This window comes from Actinoplanes sp. NPDC049265 (assembly GCF_043197135.1).
Lineage (GTDB): Bacteria > Actinomycetota > Actinomycetes > Mycobacteriales > Micromonosporaceae > Actinoplanes.
In genome coordinates this window covers 14,082-30,624 of sequence record NZ_JBICSP010000035.1, presented here as the reverse complement: position 1 = coordinate 30,624, position 16,543 = coordinate 14,082, and the positions used below count along the sequence as shown (strand labels likewise).

At 71.7% G+C, this 16,543-nt stretch carries 15 protein-coding genes; 4 read left to right on the top strand and 11 right to left on the bottom strand.

What is annotated here, in order from left to right; translation table 11 throughout:
* Positions 1-9 precede the first annotated feature (9 nt).
* From ACGFIO_RS42625 to ACGFIO_RS42615, 3 genes are all read right to left on the bottom strand, one after another.
* Positions 10-681, bottom strand: coding sequence for a hypothetical protein (locus ACGFIO_RS42625; RefSeq protein ID WP_392836566.1), 672 nt, complete (start codon positions 679-681; stop codon positions 10-12).
* 83 nt (positions 682-764) lie between these two features.
* On the bottom strand, positions 765-2,894 hold the full coding sequence (locus ACGFIO_RS42620) for a LamG domain-containing protein (protein WP_392836564.1): 2,130 nt from the start codon (positions 2,892-2,894) through the stop codon (positions 765-767).
* Entirely contained in the window at positions 2,891-3,448 is a 558-nt protein-coding gene (locus tag ACGFIO_RS42615; protein WP_392836561.1) for a signal peptidase I, read from the bottom strand. The genes ACGFIO_RS42620 and ACGFIO_RS42615 overlap by 4 nt, the downstream gene beginning before the upstream one ends.
* Before the next feature lie 148 nt (positions 3,449-3,596).
* Here ACGFIO_RS42615 and ACGFIO_RS42610 point away from each other — a divergent pair, with 148 nt between their 5' ends.
* Positions 3,597-4,130, top strand: a complete 534-nt coding sequence (locus tag ACGFIO_RS42610) for a hypothetical protein (protein WP_392836559.1) — start codon at positions 3,597-3,599, stop codon at positions 4,128-4,130.
* Between the two features lie 231 nt (positions 4,131-4,361).
* On the opposite strand, the gene ACGFIO_RS42605 is transcribed toward ACGFIO_RS42610, so the two are convergent.
* Positions 4,362-5,570 carry a prolyl oligopeptidase family serine peptidase gene (locus ACGFIO_RS42605; RefSeq protein ID WP_392836557.1) on the bottom strand — a complete coding sequence of 403 codons (1,209 nt, stop codon included), beginning with the start codon at positions 5,568-5,570 and terminating at the stop codon, positions 4,362-4,364.
* A 186-nt stretch (positions 5,571-5,756) separates the two neighbouring features.
* Here ACGFIO_RS42605 and ACGFIO_RS42600 point away from each other — a divergent pair, with 186 nt between their 5' ends.
* Positions 5,757-6,227 carry an SRPBCC family protein gene (locus tag ACGFIO_RS42600; protein WP_392836554.1) on the top strand — a complete coding sequence of 157 codons (471 nt, stop codon included), beginning with the start codon at positions 5,757-5,759 and terminating at the stop codon, positions 6,225-6,227.
* A gap of 27 nt (positions 6,228-6,254) precedes the next feature.
* Here the strand turns inward: ACGFIO_RS42600 and ACGFIO_RS42595 are convergent, their stop codons facing one another.
* The 3 genes from ACGFIO_RS42595 to ACGFIO_RS42585 form a co-directional block, all read right to left on the bottom strand.
* On the bottom strand, positions 6,255-6,902 hold the full coding sequence (locus ACGFIO_RS42595; protein WP_392836551.1) for a class F sortase: 648 nt from the start codon (positions 6,900-6,902) through the stop codon (positions 6,255-6,257).
* Positions 6,899-7,315, bottom strand: a complete 417-nt coding sequence (locus ACGFIO_RS42590; RefSeq protein WP_392836550.1) for a hypothetical protein — start codon at positions 7,313-7,315, stop codon at positions 6,899-6,901. Before ACGFIO_RS42590 ends, ACGFIO_RS42595 begins: the two co-directional genes overlap by 4 nt.
* A 120-nt stretch (positions 7,316-7,435) precedes the next feature.
* Positions 7,436-9,745: an MMPL family transporter gene (locus tag ACGFIO_RS42585; RefSeq protein WP_392836547.1), complete on the bottom strand. Its 2,310-nt coding sequence runs from the start codon at positions 9,743-9,745 to the stop codon at positions 7,436-7,438.
* A 162-nt stretch (positions 9,746-9,907) separates the two neighbouring features.
* Between ACGFIO_RS42585 and ACGFIO_RS42580 the strand changes: the two genes are divergently transcribed.
* Positions 9,908-10,489 (top strand): TetR/AcrR family transcriptional regulator, encoded by a 582-nt coding sequence (locus ACGFIO_RS42580; protein ID WP_392836544.1) that lies wholly within the window; start codon positions 9,908-9,910, stop codon positions 10,487-10,489.
* A 204-nt stretch (positions 10,490-10,693) separates the two neighbouring features.
* On the opposite strand, the gene ACGFIO_RS42575 is transcribed toward ACGFIO_RS42580, so the two are convergent.
* Complete coding sequence (locus ACGFIO_RS42575) at positions 10,694-11,032, bottom strand: hypothetical protein (RefSeq protein WP_392836541.1); 339 nt, start codon at positions 11,030-11,032, stop codon at positions 10,694-10,696.
* A gap of 572 nt (positions 11,033-11,604) precedes the next feature.
* On the opposite strand from ACGFIO_RS42575, the gene ACGFIO_RS42570 reads away from it, so the two are divergent.
* Positions 11,605-12,156 (top strand): DUF6082 family protein, encoded by a 552-nt coding sequence (locus tag ACGFIO_RS42570; RefSeq protein WP_392836538.1) that lies wholly within the window; start codon positions 11,605-11,607, stop codon positions 12,154-12,156.
* Positions 12,157-12,211: 55 nt separating this feature from the next.
* On the opposite strand, the gene ACGFIO_RS42565 is transcribed toward ACGFIO_RS42570, so the two are convergent.
* Genes ACGFIO_RS42565 through ACGFIO_RS42555 form a run of 3 tightly spaced genes read right to left on the bottom strand, consistent with a single transcriptional unit; the run spans position 12,212 to position 16,535 of the window.
* Positions 12,212-14,440 (bottom strand): DUF3488 and transglutaminase-like domain-containing protein, encoded by a 2,229-nt coding sequence (locus ACGFIO_RS42565; protein ID WP_392836536.1) that lies wholly within the window; start codon positions 14,438-14,440, stop codon positions 12,212-12,214.
* Entirely contained in the window at positions 14,434-15,555 is a 1,122-nt protein-coding gene (locus ACGFIO_RS42560; RefSeq protein WP_392836534.1) for a DUF58 domain-containing protein, read from the bottom strand. Before ACGFIO_RS42560 ends, ACGFIO_RS42565 begins: the two co-directional genes overlap by 7 nt.
* Positions 15,552-16,535: an AAA family ATPase gene (locus ACGFIO_RS42555; RefSeq protein WP_392836532.1), complete on the bottom strand. Its 984-nt coding sequence runs from the start codon at positions 16,533-16,535 to the stop codon at positions 15,552-15,554. The genes ACGFIO_RS42560 and ACGFIO_RS42555 overlap by 4 nt, the downstream gene beginning before the upstream one ends.
* Positions 16,536-16,543: the final 8 nt, after the last annotated feature.

Below are 16,543 nucleotides of genomic sequence, written 5' to 3'. Positions count from 1 at the left end.
CGCCGCCGGTCAGACGTTCTGGGCTTCCCAGGTGAAGGTCGCCGTCACCTGTTCCAGCTGGGCGGCGTTGGCCGTGCCGACCGGCAGCAGCCAGGACAGCCGGTACCACCGCGTGGTGTTCTGCGTTGCGCCGTTCCAGCCGCCCAGGCCGAGGGCGTACGTGGACGGCATGCCGTCGAGGAAGACGTTGGTGTTCGAGGCCGACCCGTAGCGGTAGCCGTCGCTGGTGAAACCGGCGCACCCGACGTCGGTGCCGGCCGCGGGCCCGGTGCCGGTGTCCACGTCGAAGAGCAGGAACTGGCCGAGGCCGCCGTCCGCACCGGTCTCGGTCAGCGACGCGCGCAGCCGGACGTTGGCCGGCAGCGTGCCGGTGTAGGTGACCTTGATGCAGGCCGAGCCGCCGGCGGCGACGTCACTGGCCACGAACGGTCCGCTCGCCGGCGGGGCCAGCGTGCTGGCGGCGCCGTCGGGGCGGACCAGGGCCGGGGTGAACACGGCTGAGCCGCTCTGGTCGTTGGTCAGCGACACCGTGCCGGTGGTCCAGACGTTGCCGGTGTTGTCGGTGTGTCCGGTGAACGCGGCGTACGACGCGTTCCACACAATGGCGCCGCTGAGGAACGCCGCGATCGCGAGTACGGCCGCGGCCGCCCGCCACGACCGGCGTCGCCGGCTGGTGGTCATCATGTGTCCTTTCATTGTCACGACCGACCATCGGCAGTCGCGGCGCCGGCTTGAACGTTTGGTGGACGGTCCTTCAGGGGCTTTCAGTGGTCGGCGTGGAAATGCCAGGAGATCTGCTGCGCCGACAGGGCAGCCGGGTAGAACGCGACCTCGTCGAGCGACCCCACGAAGTAGTCGGTGGTCCAGCCGTTGGTGCGCGCGTCGCCGCCCCAGCGCCAATAGCCGGAGGTGGCCGGTGGGGCCAGGTAGGCCTTGGTGGCGGCCAGGACGCCGTCGACGTAAAGACGCATCCCGGTGCCGCTGTCGAGAGTGGCGGCGACGTGGTGCCAGCGGGCGTCGAGGTAGCTGGTGCCGCTGGTGCGTACCTGGCCGGCCGCGGTGGTGTCGAGTGCGAAGGTGACGTTGCCGGCGGTGTCCAGGATCAGCCGCCGGCCGCCGTCGCCGGTCGCGGTGTCGGCGGTGCCCGCGCCCGCGAAGTTGATCAGCGTGCCGTCGTAGGCGGCGGGCCCGGGCACGTCCGCGCGGAACCAGCACTCGACGGTGAAGGTGGTCGGGTTGACCAACTGGGTCGCGTCGTAGCCGTTGCGCACACCGGTGAAGGCGGCCGCGGTCGCCGCCTGCTGGCCCTGTTGGGCGCCGTCGAGGGCACCGGACGTGCCCAGGCTGAAGGTGCCGAGCTGGGCGTCGCCGTAGATCCGGGTCACCTCGGCCGCGGTGAGAGCCCGGCGATAGAACCGGAGCTCGTCGATCCGGCCCTGCCAGTTGCCCGCGTAGCCGCCGTTCCAGCGCATCCGGCCGGCGTTGACCGCACCGGTGCCGCTCCACGGGGCCGCGAACGAAGCCGTCCCGCCGGCGGCGCCGTTGACGTAGATCCGGATCTGGTCGGCCACGTCGTCGTACACCCCGGTCAGATGCGTCCAGACGCCGGTGGCCGCCGCGCCCGAGCTGACCGCGGCGGTCACCGTCGGGTTCGCCGCGTCGGCCGAGGTCAGCGCGAACTGCCACTTGCCGGTGGCGGCGACGTAGCCCAGCAGGAACGGGCTGCTGGTCGCGCCGGCCTGCGACGCGACGGTCCGGTCGGCGCCGGTCACGTCCAGGTAGGCCCAGGCCGACACGGTGAAGCTGCCGGTGCTGTCGACGGCGGGGGCACTGCCGGTGGCGTACGCGTCGGTGGATCCGTTGAACTGCGCCGCGGCGCCGAGGTGACCGGTGGTCCAGGACGTCCCGGCGCCCAGCGTGCCCCGGTTGGCCGCACCGGCGGCGTCGCGGACCGTGGTGCCGGTGTTCTCGTCGAACCGCCATTGAGCGGCCGCACCCAGGTTGAGGCCGTTGACGTACCCGCTGATGGTCGACGCGGTGAGCGCCAGCCCGGGTAGCACCCGCACGTCGTCGATCCGCCCGTTCCAGTACCCGGCGAAGGCCCCGGCCCAGCCCACCCCGACCGTCGTCCCGTTGGTCGCGTTGAAGGTGGTGGTGTGGTTGGCGGTGCCCACGCTGGTGTCGGCGAGCCACACCTGCAGCTTGCCCGTGCCCGCGTTGAACGTCGCCACGAGCAGCTGCCAGGTGTTGGCCACGGCCGCCGACGACGACGCGACGGTGTCCGAGGCCGGGGCGGCGACGTCGGTACGTGGCATCGTGAAGACCCACTTGCCGGTGTCGCCGTCGTAGCCGAGCGCGTAACCCCAGGTGTTGGTGCCGCGCTGGCTCACGGCGAGGCCGTCGATCGCCGTGTTGGTCAGGTACACCCAGGCCGAGACGGTGAAGCTGGCCCGGGTGTCGACGGTGGCCGCGCTGTTCACGTAGGCCGAGGTTCCGTCGCCGGTGAACGCTCCCCCGGCCCGTCCGGCGCCCCAGGTGGCGCCGCCGATCAGCGTGCCGTCGGCCGGGCTGCCGTCGGCCGCCAGGTCGCGCGCGACGGTGCCGGAGCCGTCGTCGAACGGCAGGTAGAGCGCCTGCACGGTGTTGACCGGCGGCGCGAACGCACCGGTGTTGCCGTTGCCGGAGGAGTCCGCCGCGGTGGTGGCGCTGACCGCGTCATTCAGACGGTAGTAGGCGCTGGGGTGGTCGCTGACAACCTGCTGGGGGTACGTGGGGAAGGTCGCCGCCGCGCCCGCGCTCCCGGCACCGGTGGTGGTGCCGGTGAAGGTGGCGCCGGTCGGATGCACCACGACGATGGCCAGACACAGCAGGGCCGCCGCGAGCAGACCCTTCACCGAGCCCCCCTCGCTCCGGCCGAACTTCGTCCCGTCGGTCCGAAGGATGCCGCCACTGCGGTCCCGCCGGCCCGGTGACGTCCCGGCCGCGACCGTTCCCCGCCCGCCAGCGCGAGCACCAGGGCGACGGCGACGGTGCCGGCCAGCGCCCGGTAGCTGCCCTCGGCCCACCAGACCAGCGGCAGCCCGACGTACGGCACCCGGATCGAGGGCAGCCCGAGCACCGACGCGCGGTCCACCGGCGTCGAGTCCTCGACCGGGTTGGCGTCACCGCGGGTGATCAACGAGCCGTCCGCGGTCCGGCGGACCACCCGGTGCACCAGCGTCGTGCCCGGCCGGGCCGGGTTGCGGACCAGGGCGACGGCCCCGTTGGCCACGTCCGTGCCGTCGGCCGGGCGGCTCAGGACCACGTCGCCCGGCGCCAGCGTGGGCATCATCGAGCCGGTCATGACCACATCGGCCCGCCACCCCAGCAACGTCGGCACCACCGAGAACAGCACCAACAGGACAGGGACGGCGAGCACCACGCGGACGACCGACCGGGACAGGCTCACGCATCCCCGATCGGTACGCGACGCCGTTTCACCAGGAAAGGCCGGTGTGCGGTAGACCTCGCCCCGGTCCGTTCAGGTCCGGGCCGCGCGCGCCGATACCGGTGAGGTCATGGCCAGGCACCGCAAACCCTCCGCGAGGCACCGCCCGTTGGCGGTCGCCGTCGCCTGTGTGCTCGCGCTGGCCGCCGCCTGGCACACGAGCGGGGCCGCGTTCACGGACACGACCGCGACGACGGCGGACTGGCGGGCCGGCTCGGTGGCGCTCTCCGGCACTCCCGCGACCGCGGTGATCTCGGCGTCCGGTGCGATCCCGGGCAGCTTCGGCAGCACCTGCGTGGTCGTCGCGTACACCGGCACCCTGGACGCGCGGGTGCGCTTGTACCTGCGGCCGGCCGACATCACCGGCACCGGCCTGGCTTCCTACCTGACCCTCCAGATCTCCGAGGGCACCGGCAGCAGCGCCTCCTGCACGGATTTCGCCACCACCGGCACCCTCTGGAACCCCGCCGGTGTGCCGGCCTTCGCCGCCGCCAGCCACGACTACGCCACCGGGGTGAGCAACTGGCTCGCGACGCCCGCGGCGAGCCGCACCTACCGCATCGACTGGCAGTTGCAGGACGACAACGCCGCCCAGAACCTGACCGCGGCCGTCACCTTCACCTGGGAGGCCCAGCAGCTCTGAACAGTTTGGCCCGCGCTGGGTGCGGGGGTAGCCCCGGGCTCGGATGCCGCCCGGGGCCACCACTGTCGGTTGGGGTGGTAGGCCCGGGCGGTGCGCCGGGCCCGGATGCCGCCCGGGGCCACCACTGTGGGTTCGGGTGGTAGGGCGGGCCCGGATGCCGTCCGGGCCACCACTGTGGGTTCGGGTGGTAGGGCGGGCAGTGCCGGCCCTGGACCACGGGTGGACCCGGATCTAGAGGTGTTGGTTGGCCATCCACGGCCAGACGTGGCGGCCGTTGTCGGCCGGGTCGTTGCGGGCCACGTAGATCCACGACCAGTGGCCCGGGAAGCGGTGGCCGTTCCAGGTGACCGTGTCGTACAGGCTCATGATCGAGTCGGGGATCAGGTCGTGCGCGTGGACGGTGTTGGCCTGCGGCGGCACCGTGGTGTCGTCGCGCGAGGCGACCAGCCAGGTCGGGGTGTCGACGGCGGCCAGCTGGGCGTCGGTGATCTCCTGGATGACACCGCAGATGGGTACGGACGACGCGAACAGATCCGGGTAGACCGTGGTCATCTTCAGGCTCATGTAGCCGCCGTTGCTGGCGCCGACCACGTGGATCCGGTCGGTGTCGATCTGATGGGTGCGTACCACCTGCTTGATGATCTGCCGAATCTGCGGCGCGTAGCGGTCGCCGTCCTCCAGCCAGAACGAGGGGCTCTGCGGGGCCAGCACGTACGCCCCGCCGAAGATCCGCTGCGCCTCCGGTGTGACGAAACCCAGCGCACCCCGGTTGGCCCGCAGTTGCGTCTCGTTGTCGTAGTACGCCGGCAGCGACCCGCCCTCACCGCCGCCGTGCAGCCAGACGATCAGCGGCCGCCGGCCCGAGTGGCGCACCGGCGAATACAGCCGGTATTTCATGCCCGAGCCGGAGGTGCGGTAGCTGAAGGAGTCCACTTCGGGGTTGACCAGCCGGCCCTGGACGAACTCGGCGATCGTGACCGACCGGCCGTCGCGCAGGCGGAACGGCGCGTTCTGGGTGATCGTGTACGTCAGGACGTATCGAACGTTGCGTCCGCGCGCCCCGGCCCAGCCGAGCGTGGCCCCGCCGGCCTGTCCCTCGGCGTAGCTCAGCTCGAGCACGATGTCACCGGCGTTGTCGACCTCGACGGCGGTCACCGTCCGGTCGAGGTCGTACTGCCCGGAGACGTTGTCGCCGGGCGCGAGCGGGCTGGTGGCCTTGGCGTGCACGGTGAAGGTGCCGGTGGTGAGGCTGGAGCGGTCGATCGGCCCGAGGTCGGATGCGGCCAGTGTGACCGCGACGACCTGCTCACCGCCGTCGAGCACTTCGGCGTTGAGCTTGAACCGGAGCTTGCGCCCGGCCGCGTGGGCGGCGGCGGGCATCGCGAGGCCGGCGACGGCTCCCGCACCCACGGCCAGAACGGAACGACGACTGACGGCCACACGAACTCCCCGCGATGATCAAATGTTTCGGGCGTGTTGCATTGATGCCGGTCTACCACAGATCCACAGCGCATCGGAAGACTCATCGAACTTGGTCACTATCCACCGGCACTGGGGGCCTCGCGATCTTCGCCGGCGGGTACGGCGTACCTGAGCATGATTTTGATCTTGGGTGATAATGGGCGGATGACTGACGCTGCGGTGACGACCGTGGACACCGGGGCCCGGCGGGTGAGCCGCCGCGTGGCCGTGAACGCACCCGCGGCCGAGATCTTCGCGCTGATCGCCGACCCGCACCGGCACGCCGAACTCGACGGCTCCGGAACCGTGCGCGACGTGCCGGTGAAGGGGCCGCACACGCTCACGGTGGGCGACCGGTTCACCGTCGGCATGAGACAGTTCGGGCTGCCGTACTCGATCACCTCGGTGGTGACCGGGCTCGAGCCCGACCGGCTGGTCGAGTGGCGGCACCCGCTCGGCCACCACTGGCGGTGGGAGCTGGCCGAGACCACGCCGGGCGTCACCGAGGTGACCGAGACGTTCGACTACTCGACGGCGAGGTCACCGCGGGTGATGGAACTTCTCGGGTACCCGGGCAAGAACGCCCACGGCATCACCGAGACGCTGGGCGCCCTGGCCCGCCGGTTCGCGGGCTGAACGCCCGGCCGCTCGACCACACCGCTCCTAGGTTCGGTCCGGTCGGGTGGCCTCGTTCAGCACGGCGTAGACGACGACCGAGTCGCGGTAGTGGCCGCGGCGGCGGTCCAGGTCACCGCCGCAGGTGATCAGGCGCAAGGCGGGGCGGCCGGTCGGGCCGTAGACGTCGGCGGCCGGGAAGTCGGCCTTGGAATACTGGGCGACCGAGACGACGCGGAACGCCGCCGTCCGGCCGTCGGCCCGCCGCACCCCGACCGTGTCGCCGGCGCGCAGGGTGCCCAACCGGTAGAAGACACCGGCGCCGTAACGGGTGGTGTCGACGTGGCCGACGATGACCGCCGGGCCGTTCTCGCCCGGGGTGGGCAGGTGGCGGTACCAGCCGGCCGGGGCGTCGCGGGTCAGCGGCGGGACCTGCATGGTGCCGTCGCGTTCGAGGCCGAGCCTCATGACCGCGGTGTCGACCTCGATGGCCGGGATGGTCAGCCGGACCGGCTCGGACCGCGGCAGTCCGGGCTCTGCTTTTTTCGAGCCCAGCGCCGCGACGGCCTTCGGCGCCGTGACCGCGACCGGTGGCGGCGCCGGGCGGCTCAGCCCGGCGGTGAGCAGGTTGCCGCCGGCCACGGCGAGGACGAACGCGAACAGCGCGGTGCCGGAACGGCGGTCGAAGAGGATCATCCCGCCGTACGCCGGAACGCGGTCAGCGCGGCACCGCCGGCCGCGGCCAGCAGCACCGCGCCCATGACGATCAGCGCGCCGGGGCCCTTTCCGGCCGGCCCGCCACCGGCCTCGGGCGCGCCGCTGGGCACCACCGTGGACACGGGTGTCGTCGGCCGGCCGGAGGAAGGCTCAGGGCCGGGCGACTCCGGCTCCGACGACGGCGGATCGTCGGGAGTCGGGCTGGCGGTCACCGGCGGCACGCTGTAGCTCACCGACGGCGACGACGTCGGGTAGGCCACCGGATCGTTGCCACTCCCCCGGCAGAACGCGAGCAACGCCAGCAGCAGAATCAGCAGCAGAACGGCGGCGACCACGATCAGGATCCGCCGGGTACGCCCGGAGCCCGCCGCCCGGCCGGATGACTCGGTCATGGGGTCCGCCTCTCGCCTGAGCGTTCCGGTGCGGGACGACCGTACCGGCCGAACCCCCGGACGTGACCCGTAGTGACCGGAAACCGACGCAGGAGCGCGACCACCGCACCGTCCCGTGGATCAGGCCGATGCCCGCTCCGGGACGTTCACGACCGGCCCGGCCGCTCCGTCGCCGCGCTCGTGATCCAGCTTCCGGCCTTCGATGTCGACGTCCGGGAGGATCCGGTTCAGCCGGCCGGGCAGCCACCAGGCGGCCGGGCCGAGCAGCGTCATCACCGCGGGCACGATGGTCATCCGGACGACGAACGCGTCGACGAGCACGGCCACCGCGAGCGCGAAGCCGATCGACATGATGACCGGGTCCGGGGCGAGGATGAACCCGGCGAACACGCTGATCATGATGGCCGCGGCCGCGGTGACCACCCGCGCGCCGGCACCGAACCCGGTGATCACGGCGTCGCGCGGCGCGGCGCCGTGCACGTGATCCTCGCGCATCCGGGTGACCAGGAAGACCTGGTAGTCCATGGCCAGACCGAACACGATGCCGATCAGGATGATGGGCAGGAAGCTGAGAATCGGCCCGGTCCGCTGCACGCCGAGCAGGTCGGCCGCCCAGCCCCACTGGAAGACCGCCACGACCGCGCCGAAGGTGGCGGCCACGCTGAGCAGGAAGCCCAGGGTCGCCTTGATCGGCACCAGGAGGGACCGGAACACGAGCAACAGCAGCAGAAACGCCAGACCCACGACCACAGCCAGGTACGGGATCAGAGAGTCGGCGACCCGGGTGGAGATGTCGATGTTGATGGCGGTCAGCCCGGTGACACCGGCGATGCCGCCGTCGAGTCGCCGGACGGTCCGCACGAGGTCCTTGGTCGCGGGGTCGCCGGGCCCGCCGGTGGGAATGACCGTGAGCAGGGCGGTGTCGCCAGCCGGGTTGACCGCCGCGGTCGTGGCCACGGCGACGCCGGGCAGGCCGGAGATCCTCTGCCCGACCCGGTCGGCGGTGGCCCGGGCGGCGCCGGCCGGTGCGGTGACGACGACCGTCAGTGGTCCGTTGAAGCCGGCGCCGAAGCCGGCCGTCACCAGGTCGTAGGCCTTGCGCTGGGTGGTGGCGGGCGCGGCGGTTCCATCGTCGGGCATACCGAGGCGGAGGTCGAGGGCGGGGATCGCGGCCAGCCCGAGCGCCGCCACGGCGACCAGCAGCGTGACGACCGGCCGGCGCGCGACCGCGCGGGCCCAGCGCGTGCCGGCGCTGACACGGCCGCGTGCCGACTCCCCATTGTGCTGCGGGGCGGTGGTGGGCCCGTCGCGGTGCGCGTCGATGCGCCGCGGGTCGGTGGCGGCATCGTCGCGGGGCACGTCGGTGTGCCGCGCGCGGGTCTCGCGCGGGGCGGTGGTGGGGCCGCCGCGCAGGCGGGCCGATCGGCAGAGAACGCGGCGGCCGGCGAAGCCGAGTGCCGCGGGCAGCAGGGTCAGCGCGATCACCACGGCGACGGCCACGGTGAACGCCGCGGCCACGCCCATCTGGGTCAGGAACGGCACGCCGACCACGGAGAGGGCGGCCAGCGCGATGACCACGGTGAGACCCGCGAACACGACAGCCGAGCCGGCGGTCCCGATCGCGCGACCGGCCGCCTCCGGCGGTTCGTGGCCGGCGGCGAGTTCGTGCCGGTAGCGGGAGACGATGAACAGGGCGTAGTCGATGGAGACGGCCAGACCGAGCATCAGCGCGAGGACCGGCGTGGTCGAGGACAGGTCGATGAACCCGGTGGCGGCGGTGATCACGCCGAAGCCGATGCCGATGCCGAATAGCGCGGTCAGCAGCGGCAGCCCGGCCGCCACCAGTGAGCCGAACGTGATGATCAGAACGACGGCGGCCACCGCGACCCCGATCGCCTCGCTCAGTCCCTGTTCGGGTGGGGCCTGCACCGCGTCGCCACCGATCTCGACGGTAAGCCCCCGGTCGCGGACCCGCTCGGCGATCCGGGCGAGGGCGTCGCGATCGTCGTCGGTCAGATTCTGCGCCGGAACCCGGTAGGTGGCCTGGGCGAAGGCGACGGTGCCGGCCGGGTTCACCGTGCCGGCCCGGAACGGGTCGGCCACCGCGGCGACGCGCGGCGCCTGGTCCAGTTCGGTGACGGCCTGCTCGATCACCGTCTTGGTGGCCGCGCCGGTCAGCCGCTGACCGGCCGGCGCGGCGAACACCACCCGGGCAGTGGCACCCTCGGCCGAGGTTGCGGGGAACCGTGCCTGCAGCAGGTCGATCGCCTCCTGCGACGGCGTGCCGGGGATCCGGAACGCGTCGGACGTCGGACCGGACAGGGTCGCCGCGCTGGTGGCCGCGGCGGCGAGAACGGCCAGCCACAGGCCGACGACCAGCCACCGCCGGCGGAACGCGAACCGGCCCAGCCGGTACAGAAATGCTGCCATCTCGGGCCTCCTTGGAAGATCTATGGCTCCGGAAGCTAGCCGATCGTACAGCGACTCACTGCACGATCGTGAGGTACAACACTTTACGATCGTACAGTGGATTGCTTGACGATCGTATGGTCGGTTAGGCTTCCGCGGGGCGAGAAATCAGGGAGGACGCTGATGGTCGGCACGACAGTTCGGGCGCCCGACAGCCGGCAGCGCTTCATCGAAGCCGCGATCCCGCTGTTCGCCCGGCACAGCTTCGCCGGCACGTCGCTGCAGATGATCGCCGACGAGGTCGGCGTCACGAAGTCAGCCGTTCATCATCACTTCCGCACCCGTGAGGAACTGCTCTACGCCGTGGTCGAGCCCCTGGTCGGGCAGGTACGGGCGGCGGTCGAGGCGGCCGAGGCGCTACGCAGCCGGTCGGCCCGCGCCGAGCGCATGCTCACCGGCTTCGTCGACATCGTCATGGTCAATCGCGTGCTGGCTCCCGTGCTGGTCAGCGACCCCGGGGCCGTCGAGATGCTGCGCTCCCGGCCCGAGGTGAGCGACCTCGTCGACCGGCTGATCAAGCTGTTCGCCGATCTCGAACCGGGCGTGGGTGGCTGGATCAAGGCCGACATGGTCCTGGCCGGCCTCGCCGGCGGCATCAGCCCCCGGACCAGCAACCTGGACGGTGACGTGCTGCGGCGGTACCTGATCGAGGCGAGCCGGCGCACCCTCGGGCTCCGCGCGCCCCGCTGCCTACGCCCCAGCTGACCGCTACCGATATTCCCGTGCCGCGCGTCCGGCCCGGCCGGAGCCGGGGTGCGCCCGGCGGTCGACCGCCGATCGATGCGCCCCACGGCGTGTGACCAGTCGCGTCTCATGGGGGTGCTGTAGGTACGTCGAGCGCGGTCGAGCCTGGGGCGTGCGTTCGCGAGGCGGGCGAACCTGACGTGACAGGACTTCGCCCGCCTCGGGCTACGAATGAGACATACGACCTAGGTCAGCACGCGGCACCTGAGGCTCGCGTCCGGTCAGGTCTTTGACCGCCGCCAGCAGGGTCAGTCGCGTGATGACGACTATGCGCTCATAGGGAGCCACGCCCGCGTCCGACGGCAATTGACGTCGGAGCTCTTCGGTCCGATCGGTGCCGACAACCGCGAAATCACCGTCCACCAGTTCGAAGATGTCCGGGCAGGTGGTGTTGGTAGCACTGCCCCGCTGTGCGGGCGGGAGGCCCACCCGACGGTAGATCCTCGATGGACGTGATGAGTTGCCTCCGTCGACAGCAATGGTCGGCCGCGAAGGAATATCCACTTACACCCCTCAGTGTGACCCGGATCCGATTTATTGCGCACAGTTGACGTGCCGTTACCGGTTGCAGCCGGATCAAAGACACACTGCGCAACGGGCCTAACGCGAGGGCGGCGACTTCGGTGACGGTCCAATGAGTCAGACTTTTTGGCCGAAGCATCGAAAGGGGGCCGCGTGCAAATTGCAAACGGACGCGCGGTGCGACATCTGTCTTGAGGGACGCATCACCCTGAGTCTCCGGGGCGTAACCAAGTGGAAAATACGCCCGTTATCGCCGTAGTGGGCGAAACGGGCGGGTAATTCCGTTTCGCCCCCCGCTTGTTTCCCCGACCCGGATCCAAGCGGCGCGGGGAGCCCTCCCTGAGGTTGCAGCCTCGAGGGCTTCCCGCATCTAGAACGGCCCGATCGGGAACGGCGGAGAGACTCCACCGAGGCATCACTCACAGTCCCGTACTTGACACTCGGTGTGACTATGCCGTATGGCCATTTCACTTCCGCCGCTCCCCCATGTGTCGCGCCGGCTAGGCAACTGGCTGGCCCTGGGAGGCCTTTGTGCACTCTTCATCGCATCCATCGTGGCATTCCCGATATTCACTCAGGACCTGGTGAAAGACCGCGACTGGAAATCCCTTTCCGACATCGGCCAGGCCTATGGAGGGATATCGGCAGTCGTCGCCGGTCTTGGATTCTGCGGTATTGCGGCATCACTCGCGCTCCAGGTCCGACAAACCCGGCTGACACAGGCCATAAGTGCCCGCGAACGGCACTTTGAGCTGGTCAAGGTCGGGCTCGAAAATCCGACGTTGAGCTACCAATTTCGCGAGGAAAATCCGGAACTGTACAAGAAAAAGGTTCTGATCAATCTATGGGTGTCTCACTGGCTTCTTCTCTGGGACATCGGCGAGGCGGACGAAGAATTCGTCCGCCTCGCCCTCGATGATCTGTTCCAGGACCGGGTCGCCTGCGAATGGTGGAGGGAATGGGGTGCGAACTTCGCGACTCCCAACACCAGGCGGCACCGCAAGTTCATGGAAATAGTGGGGCACCGCCACACGATGGCGGAAGCCGAGAACGCGGATACGACCGAAGACTCAGGTGCTTCATGTGATCCGCGGCAGCAGCCCTGATCGCCCTCAGGTGCCGCCGGCGCATCGGCCCACGGCCGGTCGGGGCGGGCCACCCTCAGTCCCGGCGCGTGCGGTGCCAGCGCAGTGGTCCCGGGTGCAGCGACCACCACAGGCGCCGCCACCAGGAACGGTTCTGCCGCAGTGCCTCGGCGTAGGCCACCACCTGGTCGGCCGCCCGCTTGGCCTGGGTCTCGGCGGCCATGCCGGGCGCGAACTCGGTGGTGTTGATGCCGTCGACCAGGCCGTCCAGGGCGGGCAGTTCGGCCGGCTCGGGCGGCGGAACGGCCCGGCGCAGCGCCGGTCGGGGCACGTCGGCGGCGTGCGCGGCCGCCTCGGTGGCGGCCAGGTGCTTGGGCACGGGCTTGCCGGCCAGCCGCATCGCGTCGGTGAACTCCAGCCACGCCCCGGCGATGCGGTCGTCCGGCGGGCCGGTGTGCAGGCGGCTGCGGCGCAGACGGGTACGCATCGTGACGACGGCCAGGGCGAGGGCGGCCAGGAGGAGGAACGCCGAACCGGAGGCGCCCCCGGCGACGAGGATGGTGGACGGGCCGCCCGGTTGCGCGGCCAGCAGGGTGGGCTCGGCCGAGGCGGACGGCTCGTCGCTGGGCGGGGGCGCGTCGGACGGCGGCGGCGGTGAGGTGGACGGCTTCGGGGTGAAGTCCTCCTCGACCGGACGCGGGTCCTTCGACTTGGGCATCGGGTCGAACGGGACCCAGCCGAGGTCGTCGAAGAGGACTTCGGGCCAGGCCAGGGCATCGGCCGCGGTCACCTGGCCGTCGGCCGGGACGTCGAAGCCGACCACGACCCGGCTGGGCAAGCCGGTCAGACGGGCCAGCAGGGCGTACGACGCGGCGAACTGCTCTGAGGTGCCGACCTGGCCGCCGCGGCTACGCGGGCCGAAGAGGAAGTATTCGAGGTTGGGGTAGGCGTGACCGCTCGGCGCGTCGTTGACCTTGCGGTAGTGCTCGGCCAGGAAGTCCTGGATGGCCGAGGCCCGGTCGAAGGCGGCGCCGTTGCCCTCCTGGAGTTGTTCGGCCAGCTTCTGGATGGACTCCGGCACGTTGGCGCCGACGGCCAGGAAGCGGGCCACCGGGTCGCCGGTCGGCGAGTCGGCCTCGGGCAGCAGGTTGAGGTCGGGGGTGGGGCGTTCGGAGACCACCGAGTAGCGCACGCCGGGGCGCAGCTCCTCGGGGCGGATCAGGGTGCCGGTGGCCGGGTCGTAGGCCACTCGGGCGCCCTCGACCTCGTTCGGTGTGGGCACCACGGGCAGCAGGCGGCCGGTCAGGCCGTCGACCGTGATGTCCTGCTTGATCTCGTCGACCGTGGTGCCGGGCGGGTTCGGCTGGGAGGGCAGGACGCGGCCGGCGTTGCGGTAGGTGGCGCCGACCCGCCAGGTGGCACCGTCGTAGTCGGACAGCACGGCCAGCCGCAGGCGCAGCTTGCCGGGGCTGGGGGCGTGCACTTCGAGGAGGCGCTGCTCGGGGGTGAGGGCCCAGCCCGAGATCCGGTTGAGGGGGCTCTCGTCGAGGCTGTCGACCTGCGGGGGCTCGACGTATTGGCGCGGGTCGACCGGGGTCGCCGACACCCGCCCGGCCACCCACGGTCCGGCGACGGCCACCAGCGCGACCACCACCGTCAGCCCGGCGGCCGCGCCGGCCAGCGCTCGCCCCCGCATGATCGCGCGTGCGGGAACGGGCACGTCGGCTGTGCCCGTACCCTGAAGTGGTTGGGAACTCGCCAACGCGACCGCGACCAGCCCCGCGAAGGCGACCGATGGCCAGCCCGCGGCCGACGCGTTCGGGCCGACCACATAGAGCGCGCCCGCGTAGAGCGCCGCCGCCGGCACGCAGCCGAGCAGGACGCGGCCGGCGCGGACGGCGACCTCGGCGCCGGCCAGACCGGCGAGCCAGGCCGCGACGATGGGCACGACCACTGTGTCCGGTGTCGCCTCGACCGGGATCATGGCCGTGAGCAGGCGCGGGATGCCGTTGACGAGCGAGTCGCGGACGATCGCGACGAGCGGGCCGGTGAGCGCGGCGTGGTCGGCGGCCAGCCTCAGCGCGAACAGTGTGTAACCGGTGAGCAGGAGCACTGACGCGGGCGCGGCGGTCCAGCTCGGCAGCCGGCGCACGCCGACGGAGACCGCGACCGAGCCGAACGCCGCTCCGGCGACGAGCTTCACGAGCAGGCTGTCGGCATAGATCCGGCCCAGGACCAGCCCCGACAGAGAGATCAAGAGCACGAGCACGATGGGTACGACCGCAGCCCGCAGCCACCTCACCATCCGCGGACCCCGTCCCAGGCGCCGGCGAACTCGGGCCCGTCCTCCGCCTCGATCACAATCATCCCGTTACCGCCGGTGATCGGGGCGGCGTCACGGTCGCCGAACAGCCCGGCGATGACCACCGGGTACGGGCCGCGCAGCGCACCCACCTCGCCGAGGTCGCCGCGGCCGCCCGGGCCGGTGAGGAAGACCAGCGTGTCGCCGAGCCGCTGGGTCCGGAGGTGCCTGACCTTGGGTGTGAGGTCGCCCTGGCCCAGTGCCACCTCGGTCAGGACGTCGAGGTACGGGCCTGTCCTGTCGGCCGTGACCAGATGGAGCGTGATCGGCAGGTCCTCGCGCACGGCGGCCGCGATGATCGAAGCCGCGGCCTCGCACGCGACCTCGAAGCTCTCCGGGTCGGGGTGCGCCTCCCGGCGGTCGTCGAGCAGCACCACGATGGTCGGCTCGCTGGTGTCCAGCTGCTCGCGGACCATCAGCTCGCCGACCTTGGCCGAGCTGCGCCAGTGCACGCGCCTCAGCTCGTCGCCGACCACGTATTCGCGCAGCGAGTCGAAGGTGATGGTGCCGTGCGGGACCTTGTCGATCCGGCCGTCGAGGCTGCGCGCCATGCCGGCCGGCACCGCCCGCACCAGGTGGATGCGCGGGTGCACCCAGACCGTGGTGGTGCCGCCGTAGCCGCGGGCCAGTGACATCAGCCCGAGTGGATCCGAGCGCCGCACCTGCAGCGGGCCGACCGGGACGACGCCGCGCCGCTCGGTGGGGACCGGGTAGGTCTCGGTGGTGTCCTTGCCCGGTCGCAGCCGCAGCAGCGGGACGGGCACGTCGCGGCGACCGCAGCGGTCGGTGGCGATCAGGCTGGCGGCGCGGAACCGGCTGGCGTTGTGCACGGTCAGCCGCATGGTGGCCGGGTCGCCGCGGGCCACCCGGTCGGGTTCGGCGTGCCGGTCGACCCTGAGCGTCGGGCGCCACAGCGCGAACACGACGGCGGTGCCGGCGGCGAGGACCGCGGCCACGCCGAGCACGACCAGGTCGGGGTAGCCGAACCGGAACCCGGCGGTCAGCAGCAGGACCGCGGCGGCGGCCACGCCGTAGCCGCGGGCGGTGACACCGCTCATACGCGCTGGTTGTCGGGCAGCGGTACGGGCACCTGCTGGACCGCGTCGGCCAGCACCTCGGTGGCGGTGACGCCGCGCAGCTGCGCGTCCGGGGAGAGCAGGACGCGGTGTGCGAAGACCGGCTCGACCAGCGTCTTGAAGTCTTCCGGCAGAACGTACCCGCGGCCCTTGATCAGGGCGAAGGCACTGGCCGCGCGGGTCAGCGCGATCACACCGCGGGGGCTGACGCCGACCCGGACCTGCGGGTGGTTGCGGGTGGCGGCGGCCAGCCGGACCGCGTACGTGTAGAGCGGGTCGGCGATGTGCACGCGCAGCGCCATCCGCACCATCTCGCCGACGGTGGCCGTGTCGGTGACCGGTTCGAGCGAGTCGGGCGAGCGCATGGCCGCGCCGCGCAGCACCTCGACCTCGACGTCCTCGTCCGGGTAGCCGACCGACAGCTTGACCAGGAAGCGGTCGAGCTGGGCCTCGGGCAGCCGGTAGGTGCCGTCCATCTCGACCGGGTTCTGGGTGGCCACGACCAGGAACGGCTGCGGCACCGGGTGCGGCACGCCGTCGACGGTGACCCGCCGCTCCTCCATGACCTCGAGCAGCGACGACTGGGTCTTCGGCGAGGCGCGGTTGATCTCATCGGCGATGACGATGTTGGCGAACACCGGCCCCGGGTGGAACTCGAAGCCGCGGCTGGCCTGGTTGAAAATGGTCACGCCGGACACGTCGGAGGGCAGCAGGTCCGGGGTGAACTGGATGCGCCGCCACTGCCCGCGGACGCTGGCCGCCAGCGCCCGGGCGAGCGTGGTCTTGCCGACGCCGGGCACGTCCTCCAGCAGCACGTGCCCCTGGGCGAACAGCGCGGTCAGGGCCAGCCGGACCACGTCCGGTTTGCCCAGCACGACCGCGCCGATCCGGTCGGCGAGCTGGGCCGCGACCTGGGCGAAGCCCTCGATGTGCTGGGGCGGCAACGGTTGTTCCGGGTTCATCCGAGCCG